This window comes from Enterococcus sp. DIV1726a (assembly GCF_051710985.1).
GTDB lineage: Bacteria > Bacillota > Bacilli > Lactobacillales > Enterococcaceae > Enterococcus_B > Enterococcus_B hirae.
In genome coordinates this window covers 2,066,229-2,081,645 of sequence record NZ_JBIOLS010000001.1, presented here as the reverse complement: position 1 = coordinate 2,081,645, position 15,417 = coordinate 2,066,229, and the positions used below count along the sequence as shown (strand labels likewise).

Genomic DNA, 15,417 nt, shown 5'->3' with positions numbered 1-15,417 from the left:
TGTCAATGGCTGCTGCTAACTAATCGACTGAGAATGGATGAATGATTGAAAATGATACACTGTTTCAGTAAAATAGAAAGAAACAGCAGGAGTGTGGGACAGGATGGGAAATGAAGAAAAAATAGCTATTTTACAAGAACTGATCCGAATCAAGTCAGTGAATGGGAACGAAGGGGAAGTAGCCGCCTACTTAAATCAATTATTGAATAAACATGGGATCCAAGGAGAGATCGTTTCTCACACTGAGGGGCGTGATAACTTGGTGGCGACGTATCACAATGGTCAAGGAAGAGTATTAGGTTTGTCTGGTCACATGGATGTTGTGTCTGCAGGAGATGAATCGAATTGGACCTATCCGCCTTTTGCAGCAGAAATAAAAGGCAATCGTTTGTATGGTCGTGGTGCTACCGATATGAAAAGCGGGCTAGCCGCTATGGTGATTGCGATGATTGAATTGAAAGAGTCTGGGAAACCGTTTAATGGGACAATCAAATTATTAGCGACAGTAGGGGAAGAAGTAGGAGAATTAGGTAGTGAACAACTGACAAAAGCAGGTTATGTCGACGATTTAGACGGATTGATCATTGGTGAACCAACCAATTACAATTTGATGTATACTCACATGGGTTCAATAAACTACACCGTTGTTTCTCATGGTAAAGAAGCCCACAGCTCAATGCCTCAAGAAGGCTACAATGCGATCAACCATTTAAATGAATTTATTACGCGTGCAAATGAGCAAATGGATGCTTTAGCTCAAACCTTCCAAAATTCAGCATTAGGAAAAACGATTCATAACGTTACAGTGATCAACGGAGGAAATCAAGTCAACAGTATTCCAAGTCAGGCGCAATTACAAGGAAATATCCGCTCAATCCCTGAATTTCCAAACGATCAAATCATTGATTTATTACAAAAGATCGTGGATGAATTGAATGAAGGAACGAACTATCACTTAGAATTGACGATCGACTACAATAAGATTCCTGTGAAAGCAAATCCTGATTCTTCGTTGATCCACCATATTCAAAAACAGTTCAAGCAACCATTGCCCCTAGTAGGTGCAGCAGCAACGACAGATGCAGCTGAATTTACTAAATCCGCTCACTCCTTCGATTTTGTGGTATTCGGTCCCGGAGTCGTAAACTTGCCTCATCAAATAGACGAGTATGTAGAAATCGATAATTACTTGGATATGATTGACACATATCAAGCAATCATCTTGTCTTATTTAGCATAACAGCCTATTTTGGTTCAAAATACAAAAAAGTACAAAGTAGATCCTTCAATTAAATCAAAAAAACGCAAAACAAATTTTCATGTTTTGCGTTTTTTTTGATTTACTAATTGAAGTAACCGACTTCTATTCGCACGTGTATTTACTTCAGCTCATCACAACTACGCAGCTCAAATCGCTCTGTTCACAACCCTTTTCGGCAATGCCAAGACGACAAGGGTGACGACGACTACTGAGAGCAGGCGGTCGAGGTAATCGGTACCCGCTTGAACGAGTATCACGCTCATTGTTTGATTGAACCCAATTCCATGGAGAAACTGAACGATCATGCTTGAACCAGAAGAAGTGACTCCCCCAAAGAGTTTTACAGTGATTAGGGAAGAAAGGATGGTTCCAGGCAGTGATAAGACAAGCGCCCAGAAAACTAAGGTCCAGCGGTTCTTACTTCGAGTGAATCGTTGATGGAAAATCACTCCAGCAAGTAAACCTGTTACCATTTGAACAGGTGAATAATACAACGAGAAGATATCGGTGGTAACACCACTTAATACCCCGCTGGCCAAGCCAGTGAGTAACCCAAATACCGGACCTAACAAAGTTCCAGCGAATATGGTACCGATCGAATCAAGATAGATCGGTAATCGTAGCCATAATGCAATGGTTCCGCCGATATAATTGATTCCGATACATAAAGCGACGATTGTAATCGTCTGTGTGGTGATTCTTTTTTTGCGCATGTTTTTCATCCCATCTTTAATCTTTCCAGATCTTTTTTAATCGTTTCTTCTTGTGCATTTAAAAGAACGGTCAAAAACTTCCGAAAAAATAGATGAGTATCAACTTCTGTCATAATGGTGCTGTTTGGTGCTTTTTGCCAAAAATCAAAGCGATCGACTAGTGTTTGCCCACGGCTGATTCCTTGCGTTTCAACAGCGGTATAACTAGTAAATCCCTGACAAATGCTTTCGTCGATAAAGTAGGCAACGGCCAGAGGATCATTGATGACGCACCCTAGGATTCTTTCTTGTTGCCAGTGAAAATCAAAATAAAAACGAGTGATCGCTTTTAGAAATTCTCCTTCCTCAGGATTGAGCTGACAACAATATTCTAATAAGGTAGGTGTCAAAACGATTTCTCTAGTAACATCTAAACCGACCATTTCAATCGTGTTCCCTAAATTTTCAAACACAAAGGCAGCTGCATCAGGATCGCACCAATAATTGTACTCAGCAACTGGTGAACAGTTTCCGTGGCTTTTGTAGGTGCCACCCATTGAAATAAATCGCTCGAAATGTTTCCCTAAATGTGGATTTTTCATCAAAGCACGAGCAATATTGGTCAAAGGGCCAAGTGCAATGATCGAGGTGTTTGTTTCTTTAGAAAAGTATTCCGCCAAAAAATCGACTGCTGATTTTTCTTCTATTTGTTTTTCTTGTACTTGAGCAAAGTTTGTCTCGCCTAATCCGTCCATCCCATGAGTGTCTTGTGCGCTAATAAACGGCTGTTTCAACGGTTGTGTTTGCCCTTGATAGACGGGGATGTCTAAGCGTCCGCAACGTTTCAAACATTTGAAAACATTTTGGCTACCGATCGTCACAGGTACATTGCCGCAGACCGTCGTGATCGCAACTACCTCGATTTCGGGGGACTTGATGGCTAACATCAATGCTAAAGTGTCATCGATTCCAGGATCGCAGTCAATAATTACTTTTCGCATTATTTCCAATCTCCTTTCTGTAGAGATACTTAGTTTTTTATTCTGGGAAGTTTCCGAACCAGTCCAAGGATACTCCTTGATTAAAATGCACGGAATCAGTATACTGGCTTTTAAATAAAATGTAAATGTTATCTTATTTTTTATTCCTATTTGATTGGTTTTAAATTTCAATGAAGCCTAGGGTGAAAACTTGAGCAGTTTTTTTAGAAAATGGTACAATGGAATAGAAGGCTATACGGATTGATAATAGAAAAAATATTTATGGAAAGCGGGGAAGATAAGTGATTGTCATGTATCTTATTCTTATAGTTCTCATTTTAGGCGCAGTCATTTATCGTGGACTTTCTTCTTACTATGCGCAAAAATTAATTCAATCGGGTTTACAAAGAGGATATGATTGGTATGAAAAAACTGGTCATCAGTTGATGGACCCATCGGCTTTTACGATCGTGGAAAAGCAACGGCAACTTGCGGAAACAGAAGCTGAGGGCTTTTGGAATAAAGGCAAAGAAATCGAAGTCAAAAGTCATGATGGGTTAAAACTGTTAGGACGAATCTTTCAAAGTTCCTCTCCCAACAAAAAATGGGTTGTTTGTGTCCATGACTATCGAAGTGATGGGAAAACAGATATGTCTTATATTGGAAAGAAATATGCAGAAGCAGGGTTTAACGTCTTGATTCCTGATTTGCGTGCTCACGGCAAGAGTGAAGGAGAAATCATCGGGATGGGGTGGTTGGATCGTTTAGACTTGATTATCTGGATCAACTATATTTTACAGATGCAGCCAGATGCTAACATTATTTTACATGGGAGTTCAATGGGTGCCTCTGCTATCATGATGGCTAGTGGGGAAAAACTACCTCCTGCAGTTCGTGGGTTTATCCTGGATAGCGGGTTTGTTTCCGTCTATGCGGAGTTTCGCTACATGTTGAGCAAACTAACCTTTCTTCCTAAAAAAATGATCATGCGCCATGCGAATCGCTATGCAAAGAAATATGCTGGTTATTCTTTGAAACAGGCGTCAGCAACTCGTCAGTTGGGCAGTAACCATCTGCCAGTATTGATCATTCATGGGGAAGAGGATCAGTTCGTTCCAGTCAGTGCCGCTTATACGATCCAAAATGCGACAGCTGGTGAAAATGATCTTTTTCTGATCCCAGAAGCTCAACATTTAGAAGCAGCCGTGAAAGATCCCACCAAATATTGGACGGTTGTTTTCTCATTTATCGAACAGCGAATCGATTGGAGAGAATCAGGTTATTCCGAGTATAAATAATTGTTTGCTGAGAACTAGACTGTTAGAATCAAGGAGAACAAATTATTTGGTCAATACGGGGAGTGGCGAAAATGGAAATCAAAGAAGAAAAAAATCGTTTCGTATTATTGAATGATGAAGCAAAAGAAATCGGGGAAATGACTTGGTCTGATGCAGGACCAGACATCATGATCATTGATCATACATTTGTAGAACCAGAGTATCGTGGACAAAAATTAGCAGAAAAATTGGTGCTTAATGGCGTAGAACTAGCTCGAAGAGAAGGTAAAAAAATTATTCCATTGTGTCCATATGCGAAGAAAGAATTTGAAAGAAAACCTGAATATCAAGATGTGCTTCGTAAATAATCGACTCGTTTTCGTACGATCGTCAATGAATGAAATGACAAAAAGCGGATCTATCCGCTAAATGAATTTTTTTTAAATTAGAGAAACCGAAATTGTAGCAACCGGCTATTAACGTTGTTATTCTTTCGGTTTTTTCATCTTTTCAGTCTTTGCCCATGAATAAGTGCTAATACTAAATGTTATCTAAAATTGGAGCCCCATTCGCAAGAGAAGGTTGTCAGAGTTTTTTTTATATGATAAAGTAAAATAGATGATATTTTACGGAAAGGAGGCTGCTTAATGTATAATGTAATTTTAGGAATCGTGATCGTGTTATCGATTGTAATGGTCATTGCAATCATGATGCAACCAAGTAAACAAAACAGTGCAGCAAGTGCATTTACTGGCGGAGCGGATCAATTATTCGGTAAACAAAAAGCACGTGGTTTTGAAGCAGTCATGCAACGTTCGACAGCGGTAATGGGTGCCATTTGGATGATTTTATTATTTGTACTAGCCTTTTTATCTTCTAAATAAAAAGTTGATTTAACGATTAGTCGAAATAATTATGAATCGTTTTTTCGTTCAAAAAATTTCGGCTTAATTTTTTAAGTAGTTGATTTGAATGAGCGAAAAAAGAATTCCTTTCATGCAGAGCAGTGATTGACGTCGCGGCTCTTTTTTATTTGCCAAAAGAGCGGTTTTGTCCTAAGGGATCGCCAATCTATGTTAAAATGAGAAGAACGAGGTGAACCTAATGAAAAGTCTACCAAAACCCCTTTATGCAAAACATAGCAAGAAAGCTGTGCTACTCTTACATGCCTATTCTGGAAGTCCGAATGATGTGCGCATGCTGGCTCGATATTTGGAAAAGTCAGAATATACTGTCTATGCTCCATTATTTACTGGACATGGAACGCTAGCTCCACAAGACATTTTAGCGCAAAAAACGGAAACATGGTGGGAAGATACGAAACAAGCCATCCACTTTTTAAAAGCAGAAGGTTTTTCCCAAGTTGCCGTTTTTGGATTATCAATGGGAGGAATCTTCGCTGTTCGAGCATTAGCAGAACAGTCAGAGATCATTGGCGGCGGATGTTTCTGCTCACCGATTTCACCAGTTGAAAATCATGTACCAGAAAATTTTGAGCGATATGAACGTTATGTGCTAAAACTTGCAGGGGAATCTGAACAGGAAATCGAAGAAACTGTCGCTGCGCTTCGACCAAATGTTTATCAGCAATTAGCAGAGATACAAAATCAAGCAGCAATTACAGAAGGAAAACTTAGTGACATCCAAGCACCTGTTTTTTTAGCCCAAGCCGGTCAAGATGAAATGATTGATCCAGCTGGAGTCTACGAAACAGCAAAAAAATTAGCCGATAAAAGAGTGACCCTTCAATGGTATCCCAACAGCAAACATGTGATCACCGTTGGAGAGTCTAGAAAATTACTGGAAAAAGATGTGTTGGAGTTTCTAGAGAATTTACCTTGGAATGAGGAATGAAAATGACAAAAGAAACATTGAAAGAAAAAATTATTTTTTTTATTGAGAGCGAGCGCAAAAAAAGCTTTTCAATGGAAGAAATCGCCCAAGGATTGGGCTTGCAAAAAAGTGAAGATTTCAAACTACTCGTTCAGACGATCGCTCAAATGGAACGAGAACAAAGTGTGGTCTTTACCAAAAAAGGAAAAGTGAAGCTACCATTAAAACCAGTATTGATCGAAGGAACGTTTCGGGCCAATGAAAGAGGATTCGGCTTTGTGACGATTGATCCAGAAGAAGATGATATCTATATTCCTAAAGAAGCAACTGGGTATGCCATGGATGGCGATACGGTAGCGATCGATATCATAAAAACGGCCGATACTGCGATGGATCGTGGAGCAGAAGGTAAAGTAGTTGAGATCCGCAAACGAGCAACTACGCAGTTAGCTGGAGAATTCGTGGCTTACACAGACGACGAGATAAATGAAACGGATCTTTATGGGGTGGTTATCCCAAAAGACAAAAAATTGAATCAGTTTAAAGTTTATGCAGCAGCTGAAGGGATTCGACCAGTTGATGGGAGTATCGTAATGGTTGAGCTGACCCATTATCCTGAGAAAAACTATGCGACCAGTTTAGAAGGTATTGTCAAACAAGTCATCGGCCATAAAAATGATCCTGGAATGGATATCCTATCGATTGTTGTCTCAAACGGGATTCCGACAAAATTTCCAGATGATGTCTTGGCAGAAGCTAATCAAGTGCCAGATACGATCAATGAAAAAGACCTAGTTGGCCGGAGAGACTTACGTGAACAACTGATCGTGACGATTGACGGAGAAGATGCCAAAGATTTGGATGATGCCGTTACTGTGAAAAAATTAGCCAACGGTAATTATTTCTTAGGTGTACACATTGCAGATGTTTCCAATTATGTGACCGAAGGAAGCCAGTTAGATCGTGAAGCTTACGAACGAGGAACGAGTGTGTATTTAACCGACCGTGTCATTCCAATGATCCCACAAAGATTATCAAACGGGATTTGTTCATTGAATCCTCACGTACCAAGACTAACAATGAGTTGTGAGATGGAGATTGATCCAAATGGTCAGGTGGTATCTCATGATATTTTCCCAAGTGTCATCCAAACGACGGAACGAATGACCTATACAGCGGTCAATCAGATTTTAGAAGAACAAGATGAGCAGGTAATGGAACGTTATCAGCAATTAGTGCCGATGTTTCAAGAGATGCAAGAGCTACATCAAATTTTAGAAGAAATGCGGATTCGTCGAGGAGCGATTTCTTTTGAAGACCGTGAAGCAAAAATACTCGTAGAACCAGATGGACAACCAACTGATATCTTATTGCGAAGCCGTGGCGTAGGCGAACGGTTGATCGAATCTTTCATGTTGGCAGCAAATGAAACGGTGGCGGAACATTTTAATAAACGCAACTTTCCATTCATTTATCGGATTCACGAGCAACCTAAAGAAGAAAAGATGCAACGTTTCTTTGATTTTGCTTCCGCACTAGGAATCGTCGTTCGTGGAACAAAAGGAACGATCACACCTAAAGATCTTCAAAAAGTCATTGAAAACGTTGAAGACAAGCCGGAATCAGCTGTTATCAATACGATGCTGTTGAGAAGTATGCAACAAGCACGTTATTCAGAAGATAATTTTGGACACTATGGATTAGCTGCGGAATATTATACGCATTTCACTTCGCCTATCAGACGTTATCCAGATTTGATCGTTCATCGCTTAATTCGCTCGTATGGACAAGACCCAAGTGAAGCAAATCAAACTTATTGGGAAAATGAGCTACCCGAAATTGCGGAGCATAGTTCGAAGATGGAACGTCGTGCGGTCGAGGCAGAGCGTGAAGTAGATGCAATGAAGAAAGCTGAATACATGATGGATAAAGTAGGAGAGGAATTTGAAGGGATCATCAGTTCAGTTGTTAAATTTGGGTTGTTTATCGAATTACCCAATACGATTGAAGGGTTGATCCATATCAATGAGTTGAAACAAGACTATTTCCACTTTATTGAGAATCATTTAGCATTAGTAGGCGAACGAACAGGGTTAACTTTTAAAATCGGTCAAAAAGTGCGGGTAAAAGTCATCAAAGCAGACCCGGAAGAACGTGCAATCGACTTTGAATTGATTGATGCAGAAGAAATCGTTCCATTAGAACGTCCAAAAACGTCAAACAAAAATCGTCCTTCTAATCGTCATCAAAAACGTTCATCAAAATCTCATACTGAACGGAATGGAAAGAAAAATTCCTATTCAAATGAGCGGAAAAAAGGAAAAGGACCATCTAATAAAAAAGGGAAAAAACCTTTTTATAAGGGAATTAAGAAGAAAAAGAAAAAATAACCAATAACCACTATGAATACCAGTTTGGAGGAATGTCATATGCCAAAAGGCGACGGAAAGTTAATCGCCCAAAATAAAAAGGCTCGCCATGATTATTCGATTATCGATACGATGGAAGCAGGAATGGTGCTGCAAGGAACAGAAATCAAATCGATCCGAAACAGCCGAATCAATTTGAAAGATGGATTTGTCCGTATTCGAAACGGTGAAGCATTTTTGCATAATGTTCATATCAGTCCCTATGAACAAGGCAATATTTTTAACCATGATCCGTTACGAACAAGAAAGTTACTATTACACAAAAAACAGATTTCACGGCTAGAGACTGAAACAAAAAATACCGGGGTCACGATCGTACCCTTAAAAGTATATATTCGTGATGGGTATGCCAAAGTTTTGATTGGTCTTGCGAAAGGGAAGAAATCTTATGACAAGCGAGAAGATCTAAAACGAAAAGATGTGGATCGTCAAATTGATCGAACATTAAAAAATTTCTCTAGATAATTTCATTATCCTTTTTCGCATATTCGGTGCTTTTAGGTTTACTTAATGATAAAATTTGTTAGCATTTAATCTGATAAAGCATGATATCACAGGTTTTTTCTTGTAAAACGCCACGATGATTTTTAGGAAAAAGCAAACTTTTTTGACTGAAATAAAAAATTGTCTGATTTTCATGAAAATGTTTTGAATTTTCTGTTTCATGGTGGTATGATACCGTTTGGTTAGAAAACGATTTAGAAAAACCAGATGTACACATGAATTTGATTTTATGTGAAATTCAGGGAAAAGAGGTGAAATGGATTGGATGAACGCTCGCTAACGTTCCATATTGGACCGGTTTGGTTTGATGGTACTGTTTGTATGATGGTGTTATTGACCTGTTTGATTGTCTTCTTCTTAGTTTACTTCTTTACAAGAAATCTTAAGATGAAACCAACGGGGAAACAAAATGCGCTGGAATGGGTCATTGACTTTACCCGAGGGATCGTAACAGATAATCTGCCTAGAAAAGAATTGAATAATTTTCATTTGTTGGCTTTTACATTGTTCTTGTTTGTCTTCGTGGCAAATAATATAGGTTTAATAACGAAAATCGTCTTACCTAGCGAAACAACACTTTGGAAAAGTCCGACAGCAGACCCGTTTGTTACTTTAACTTTGGCATTTATAATGATCACACTTACTCATTTATTCGGGGTGAAAAAGCTTGGATTTAAAGGGTATTTTGTAAATTCGTTCTTGAAACCATATAGTTTCATGTTTCCAATGAAGCTGATCGAAGAATTTACGAACCTATTAACACTTGCTTTGCGTCTTTACGGGAATATCTACGCGGGGGAAGTTTTACTTACCTTGATTGCCAATATGATGAATAATTTAGGTTGGTTCTCATTACCGTTAGCAATTCCTTTAGAGATGGTCTGGATCGCATTCTCATTGTTTATCGGAAGCATCCAAGCATTTGTCTTTGTCACTTTATCGATGGTATATATGAGCCATAAGATTGAAGTAGAAGAGTAACATCGTTTTTAACAAACTACTATTTATCTATATTTAGGAGGAAATAAATTATGAATTATATCGCAGCAGCAATCGCAATCATGGGAGCAGCTATCGGAGCTGGTTATGGTAATGGTCAAGTAATCTCTAAAACAATCGAATCAATGGCACGCCAACCTGAAATGTCTGGTCAATTACGTACAACAATGTTCATCGGGGTAGCCTTAGTTGAAGCTGTTCCTATTCTAGGTGTGGTTATTGCCTTGATTCTAGTCTTTGCTGTTTAATCAATTAACTGTTTGAGGATAGGACTACTGTCACTAATCCTCTTTTAATTGTCAAAAACTGAAAAAAAACAACCTGATTATTTTCAAAATAATTGAGTTGTTTCATCATAATACTAGAACAAAAGGCGTTGAGGAGGCTGTTTCAATCATTGAAGTCAGGATTCCTTCATCATCCATGAGATACACCTTAAAGAAAGGAAGGCTAGCCTATGCTGAATCAATTGGCAATTGCAGAAGTTGGTAATCCGATGTTAGGTAATATCATCGTTGTCAGCGGCTCATTTTTGATACTAATGTTTCTATTGAAACATTTTGCTTGGGGACCAATCAGCGATATTTTGAAAAAACGTGAAGATAAGATCGCCAATGATTTAGATTCTGCCGAAAAATCTCGCATCAATTCAGCAAAAATGGAACAAGAACGCGAACAACAATTGTTAGCGTCTCGCTCTGATGCAGCTGATATCATTAAAAATGCGAAAGAAAGTGGAGAATTAAGCCGTCAAAATATTTTGAAGGAAACGCAAGAAGAAGTTGCACGTCTAAAAAGCAAAGCGCAAACTGATATCATGTTAGAACGTGATACAGCTTTAAACTCTGTAAAAGATGATGTAGCAGATCTTTCTCTTCAAATCGCGGCTAAAATCTTGAACAAAGAATTGTCTCCAGAAATGCATGAATCTTTAATCAATCAATATATCGAAGGTCTAGGTTCTTCAAATGAAACTAGATAAATATACTGTCGGCAGACGCTACGGTAAAGCACTATTTGAACTGGCGATCGATTCAAATAGCGCAGAAGAAATTTACCAAGAATTACTAAGCTTACGCCAAATCTATAGTGAAGTACCTGGATTAGGCAACGTACTTAGTGACGTCCGCTTAGAACCTCACGAAAAACGAATCATTATGGATAAACTTGTCAGTGGGTTTGACGGTATCGTGAAAAACTTTTTAGAAGTGGTCTATAGTTATAATCGGATGTCTGAATTATCGTTTATGATCGATGAATACGAACACCGTTACAACGATTACAAAGGACTACTTTTAGGTAGTGTAAAAACAGCAGTACCACTTTCTGATGAACAATTACAAAAACTAGAAATGAATGTTGCAAAAACAATGGACTATCAAACAGTTGAATTGAAGCAAATCGTTGATTCTTCTATTATTGGTGGGGCAATTGTTGAAGCCAACCATCGAGTGATCGACGGAAGCATTCGCACGCAATTAGAAAAAATGCGTAATCAATTAAATAGATAGTACAAAGAGGTAGGTGAATCGAATGGCTATCAAAGCAGAAGAAATTAGTGCCTTGATCAAAGAACAAATTGAAAATTATCAAAACGTGCTTTCAGTCGAAGAAATCGGTACCGTGACTTATGTCGGTGACGGGATTGCTCGTGCACACGGTTTAGAAAATGCGATGAGTGGTGAGTTGCTTGAATTTTCAAACGGCTCATACGGAATGGCGCAAAACTTAGAATCAAATGATGTAGGTATCATTATCCTTGGTGATTTCGAATCCATTCGTGAAGGAGACAAAGTAAAACGAACAGGTAAAATCATGGAAGTTCCAGTTGGGGACGCCTTGATCGGACGTGTCGTTAATCCGCTAGGTCAACCAATCGATGGGTTAGGAGAAATCGTTACAGATAAAGCTCGTCCAGTCGAAGCAATGGCACCAGGCGTTATGCAACGTAAATCTGTCAATGAACCAATGCAAACAGGTCTAAAAGCCATCGATGCTTTAGTTCCAATCGGACGTGGCCAACGTGAATTAGTTATTGGTGACCGTAAAACGGGTAAAACATCTATCGCAATCGATACGATCCTTAACCAAAAAGGTCAAGATATGATCTGTATCTATGTGGCGATCGGTCAAAAGGATTCTACTGTGCGTACACAAGTAGAAACTTTGAAAAAATATGGAGCAATGGATTACACGATCGTAGTCAATGCGGGTGCATCACAACCTGCGCCATTACTTTATATTGCGCCTTATGCAGGAACTGCAATGGGTGAAGAATTCATGTACAACGGCAAACATGTATTGATTATCTTTGATGACTTATCAAAACAAGCTGTTGCTTATCGTGAACTTTCATTGCTATTACGCCGTCCTCCAGGTCGTGAAGCTTATCCAGGGGATGTTTTCTACTTGCACTCACGTTTATTAGAACGTGCGGCAAAACTAAGTGATGATTTAGGTGGCGGTTCAATGACTGCTTTACCATTTGTTGAAACACAAGCCGGAGATATCTCGGCTTATATTCCAACAAACGTTATTTCAATCACTGACGGACAAATCTTCTTAGAAAGTGACTTGTTCTATGCCGGAACTCGTCCAGCCGTTGATGCTGGGTTATCCGTTTCCCGTGTAGGTGGTTCTGCTCAAATCAAAGCAATGAAAAAAGTGGCAGGAACATTACGTCTTGACTTAGCAAGTTACCGTGAATTAGAAGCATTTACCCAATTTGGTTCTGATTTAGATGCTGCGACTCAAGCGAAATTGAATCGTGGACGTCGTACAGTTGAGATCTTGAAACAAAAACTTCATGCACCACTAGCTGTTGAAAAACAAGTAGTTATCTTATATGCTTTGACACATGGATTCTTAGATAGTATTCCAGTTGACAGCATCTTAGATTTTGAACATGAATTATTTGAATATCTAGATACGAATCATGCAGATATCTTTGAAACGATCCGTACAACGAAAGATCTTCCAGAAGAAGAACGATTGAATCAAGCGATCCAAGAATACAAAGATATTTTCTTAGCGACAAAAGGAAACACTTCTTCAACAGAAGACAAATTGAAATCCATTCAAAATGCATAGTGAGGTGAGATGAATGGGCGCTTCATTAAATGAAATCAAGACTCGGATTGCTTCAACGAAGAAAACGAGTCAAATCACTCGAGCAATGCAAATGGTGTCCGCTTCTAAACTGACAAAATCTGAAGCTTCTTCTCAGAAGTTTCAGATTTATGCAAATAAAGTCAGAGAAATCGTCACTCATTTGACAGCTACTCAACTAAATGATATTGCTTCTGATAATCCTCGTGGAGATATCAATTACAATAGTATGTTAATCAGCCGTCCGGTAAAGAAAACGGGGTATATCGTGATTACCGCTGATGGTGGTTTAGTTGGTGGCTATAACAGTTCGATTTTAAAGCAAACAATGTCTATTTTAGAAGAAGACCATAAATCTCCTGACGATTATGTGATGATCGCAATCGGAGGTACAGGTGCAGATTTCTTCAAAGCTAGAGGAATTAATTTGGCTTACGAATTACGTAATTTATCGGACCAACCAAGTTTTGATGAAGTGCGTAAAATCGTAGGTATGGCAACAACGATGTATCAAAATGAAGTATTTGATGAATTGTACGTATGCTACAATCATCATATCAATTCACTAACTAGCCAATTTCGTGTAGAAAAAATGCTGCCAATTTCAGATTTAGATCCAGAAGAAGCAACTACTTTTGACCAAGAATACATTTTTGAACCTTCAAAAGAAGAAATCTTGGCGCAGTTATTGCCTCAATATGCGGAAAGCTTAATCTATGGTGCAATCGTTGATGCGAAGACAGCAGAACACGCTGCCGGCATGACTGCCATGAAGACAGCAACGGATAATGCTGCAACGATCATTGATGATTTGACGGTATCTTATAACCGTGCAAGACAAGGGGCTATTACCCAAGAAATTACCGAAATTGTTGCCGGAGCTTCGGCGCTAGAATAGTATTGAGATTGGAGGAAAAAAGATGAGTTCAGGCAAGATTGTTCAAGTAATCGGTCCCGTTGTCGACGTGGAATTTTCTTTAGACCAATCCTTACCAGATATCAACAACGCATTAGTTGTTTATAAAAATGATGAGAAAAAATCAAAAGTTGTTCTTGAAACAGCATTAGAATTAGGGGACGGAGTGATCCGTACCATTGCCATGGAATCAACAGATGGTTTACAACGTGGTATGGAAGTTATCGATACTGGTAAAGCCATTTCTGTTCCAGTAGGTAAAGATACACTAGGTCGTGTATTCAACGTTTTAGGAGATACGATCGATTTAGGATCATCTTTCCCAGAAGATGCAGAACGTAGTGAGATTCATAAAAAAGCACCAAGCTTTGATGAATTAAGTACTAGTACGGAGATCCTTGAAACTGGGATCAAAGTTATCGATTTGTTAGCACCTTACTTAAAAGGTGGGAAAGTTGGATTATTCGGTGGTGCCGGTGTAGGTAAAACGGTATTGATCCAAGAATTGATCCATAATATTGCCCAAGAACATGGTGGTATTTCTGTATTTACCGGTGTTGGGGAACGTACTCGTGAAGGAAATGACCTTTACTATGAAATGAAAGATTCAGGCGTTATCGAAAAAACAGCGATGGTGTTCGGACAAATGAACGAACCACCAGGTGCTCGGATGCGGGTAGCTTTGACTGGTTTGACGATCGCTGAATACTTCCGTGATGTAGAAGGTCAAGACGTGCTATTGTTTATTGATAATATTTTCCGTTTCACACAAGCTGGTTCAGAAGTATCTGCCCTTTTAGGTCGTATGCCTTCTGCCGTTGGTTACCAACCAACGTTAGCAACTGAAATGGGTCAATTACAAGAACGTATTACATCAACGAAAAAAGGTTCGATCACTTCTATCCAAGCAATCTATGTACCAGCCGATGACTATACTGACCCAGCGCCAGCAACAGCATTTGCCCACTTAGATGCTACAACAAACTTAGAGCGTAAATTGACAGAACAAGGGATCTATCCAGCCGTGGACCCATTGGCTTCATCTTCAAGTGCTTTGGCACCTGAAATCGTTGGTGAAGAACATTATAAAGTAGCGACTGAAGTCCAACATGTGTTACAACGTTACCGTGAATTACAAGATATCATTGCGATCTTAGGGATGGATGAATTATCTGATCAAGAAAAAGTTTTAGTTTCACGTGCACGTAGAGTTCAATTCTTCTTGTCACAAAACTTTAACGTAGCGGAACAATTTACAGGTCTTCCTGGTTCTTATGTACCAGTTGAAGAAACAGTCAAAGGTTTCCGTGAAATCTTAGAAGGTAAATACGATGATCTCCCTGAAGAAGCATTCCGAAGTGTTGGTAGAATAGAAGACGTCGTAGAAAAAGCGAAAAAACTAGGCTACTAGAAAGGGG

At 39.1% G+C, this 15,417-nt stretch carries 16 protein-coding genes and 1 riboswitch; of the genes, 14 read left to right on the top strand and 2 right to left on the bottom strand.

The window, feature by feature from the left end; genetic code table 11:
• Window positions 1-103: 103 nt before the first annotated feature.
• The gene (locus IGJ27_RS09425; RefSeq protein WP_178305783.1) at window positions 104-1,240 is read left to right on the top strand and encodes an ArgE/DapE family deacylase; all 1,137 of its coding nucleotides are present in this window, start codon (window positions 104-106) and stop codon (window positions 1,238-1,240) included.
• Window positions 1,241-1,407: 167 nt separating this feature from the next.
• On the opposite strand, the gene IGJ27_RS09420 is transcribed toward IGJ27_RS09425, so the two are convergent.
• On the bottom strand, window positions 1,408-1,974 hold the full coding sequence (locus IGJ27_RS09420; protein WP_010737992.1) for an ECF transporter S component: 567 nt from the start codon (window positions 1,972-1,974) through the stop codon (window positions 1,408-1,410).
• Between the two features lie 5 nt (window positions 1,975-1,979).
• Window positions 1,980-2,954 carry a nucleoside hydrolase gene (locus IGJ27_RS09415; protein ID WP_010718607.1) on the bottom strand — a complete coding sequence of 325 codons (975 nt, stop codon included), beginning with the start codon at window positions 2,952-2,954 and terminating at the stop codon, window positions 1,980-1,982.
• A 23-nt stretch (window positions 2,955-2,977) separates the two neighbouring features.
• Window positions 2,978-3,022: riboswitch (PreQ1 riboswitch) on the bottom strand.
• A gap of 222 nt (window positions 3,023-3,244) precedes the next feature.
• On the opposite strand from IGJ27_RS09415, the gene IGJ27_RS09410 reads away from it, so the two are divergent.
• From IGJ27_RS09410 to atpD, 13 genes are all read left to right on the top strand, one after another.
• Window positions 3,245-4,231 carry an alpha/beta hydrolase gene (locus IGJ27_RS09410; RefSeq protein ID WP_192924302.1) on the top strand — a complete coding sequence of 329 codons (987 nt, stop codon included), beginning with the start codon at window positions 3,245-3,247 and terminating at the stop codon, window positions 4,229-4,231.
• Between the two features lie 71 nt (window positions 4,232-4,302).
• Window positions 4,303-4,578 carry a GNAT family N-acetyltransferase gene (locus tag IGJ27_RS09405; protein WP_010718605.1) on the top strand — a complete coding sequence of 92 codons (276 nt, stop codon included), beginning with the start codon at window positions 4,303-4,305 and terminating at the stop codon, window positions 4,576-4,578.
• 279 nt (window positions 4,579-4,857) lie between these two features.
• Complete coding sequence (secG, locus tag IGJ27_RS09400; RefSeq protein ID WP_010718604.1) at window positions 4,858-5,094, top strand: preprotein translocase subunit SecG; 237 nt, start codon at window positions 4,858-4,860, stop codon at window positions 5,092-5,094.
• A gap of 220 nt (window positions 5,095-5,314) precedes the next feature.
• Window positions 5,315-6,064 carry an alpha/beta hydrolase gene (locus IGJ27_RS09395; RefSeq protein WP_178305784.1) on the top strand — a complete coding sequence of 250 codons (750 nt, stop codon included), beginning with the start codon at window positions 5,315-5,317 and terminating at the stop codon, window positions 6,062-6,064.
• A 2-nt stretch (window positions 6,065-6,066) separates the two neighbouring features.
• Window positions 6,067-8,433, top strand: a complete 2,367-nt coding sequence (gene rnr / locus IGJ27_RS09390; protein WP_178305785.1) for a ribonuclease R — start codon at window positions 6,067-6,069, stop codon at window positions 8,431-8,433.
• Between the two features lie 39 nt (window positions 8,434-8,472).
• The gene (gene smpB / locus IGJ27_RS09385) at window positions 8,473-8,937 is read left to right on the top strand and encodes an SsrA-binding protein SmpB (RefSeq protein ID WP_010718601.1); all 465 of its coding nucleotides are present in this window, start codon (window positions 8,473-8,475) and stop codon (window positions 8,935-8,937) included.
• Window positions 8,938-9,237: 300 nt separating this feature from the next.
• A complete protein-coding gene (gene atpB / locus IGJ27_RS09380; protein WP_010718600.1) occupies window positions 9,238-9,957 on the top strand; it encodes a F0F1 ATP synthase subunit A in 720 nt (239 codons plus the stop codon).
• A 50-nt stretch (window positions 9,958-10,007) separates the two neighbouring features.
• Window positions 10,008-10,223, top strand: a complete 216-nt coding sequence (gene atpE, locus IGJ27_RS09375; RefSeq protein ID WP_010718599.1) for an ATP synthase F0 subunit C — start codon at window positions 10,008-10,010, stop codon at window positions 10,221-10,223.
• Between the two features lie 209 nt (window positions 10,224-10,432).
• Window positions 10,433-10,957: a F0F1 ATP synthase subunit B gene (atpF, locus tag IGJ27_RS09370; protein WP_010718598.1), complete on the top strand. Its 525-nt coding sequence runs from the start codon at window positions 10,433-10,435 to the stop codon at window positions 10,955-10,957.
• Window positions 10,944-11,486, top strand: a complete 543-nt coding sequence (atpH, locus tag IGJ27_RS09365) for an ATP synthase F1 subunit delta (RefSeq protein WP_034699144.1) — start codon at window positions 10,944-10,946, stop codon at window positions 11,484-11,486. Before atpF ends, atpH begins: the two co-directional genes overlap by 14 nt.
• 22 nt (window positions 11,487-11,508) lie before the next feature.
• Window positions 11,509-13,065, top strand: a complete 1,557-nt coding sequence (gene atpA, locus IGJ27_RS09360) for a F0F1 ATP synthase subunit alpha (protein WP_010718596.1) — start codon at window positions 11,509-11,511, stop codon at window positions 13,063-13,065.
• Window positions 13,066-13,078: 13 nt separating this feature from the next.
• Complete coding sequence (locus IGJ27_RS09355) at window positions 13,079-13,981, top strand: F0F1 ATP synthase subunit gamma (protein WP_010737986.1); 903 nt, start codon at window positions 13,079-13,081, stop codon at window positions 13,979-13,981.
• A gap of 22 nt (window positions 13,982-14,003) precedes the next feature.
• Window positions 14,004-15,410 carry a F0F1 ATP synthase subunit beta gene (gene atpD, locus IGJ27_RS09350; protein ID WP_010718594.1) on the top strand — a complete coding sequence of 469 codons (1,407 nt, stop codon included), beginning with the start codon at window positions 14,004-14,006 and terminating at the stop codon, window positions 15,408-15,410.
• Window positions 15,411-15,417: the final 7 nt, after the last annotated feature.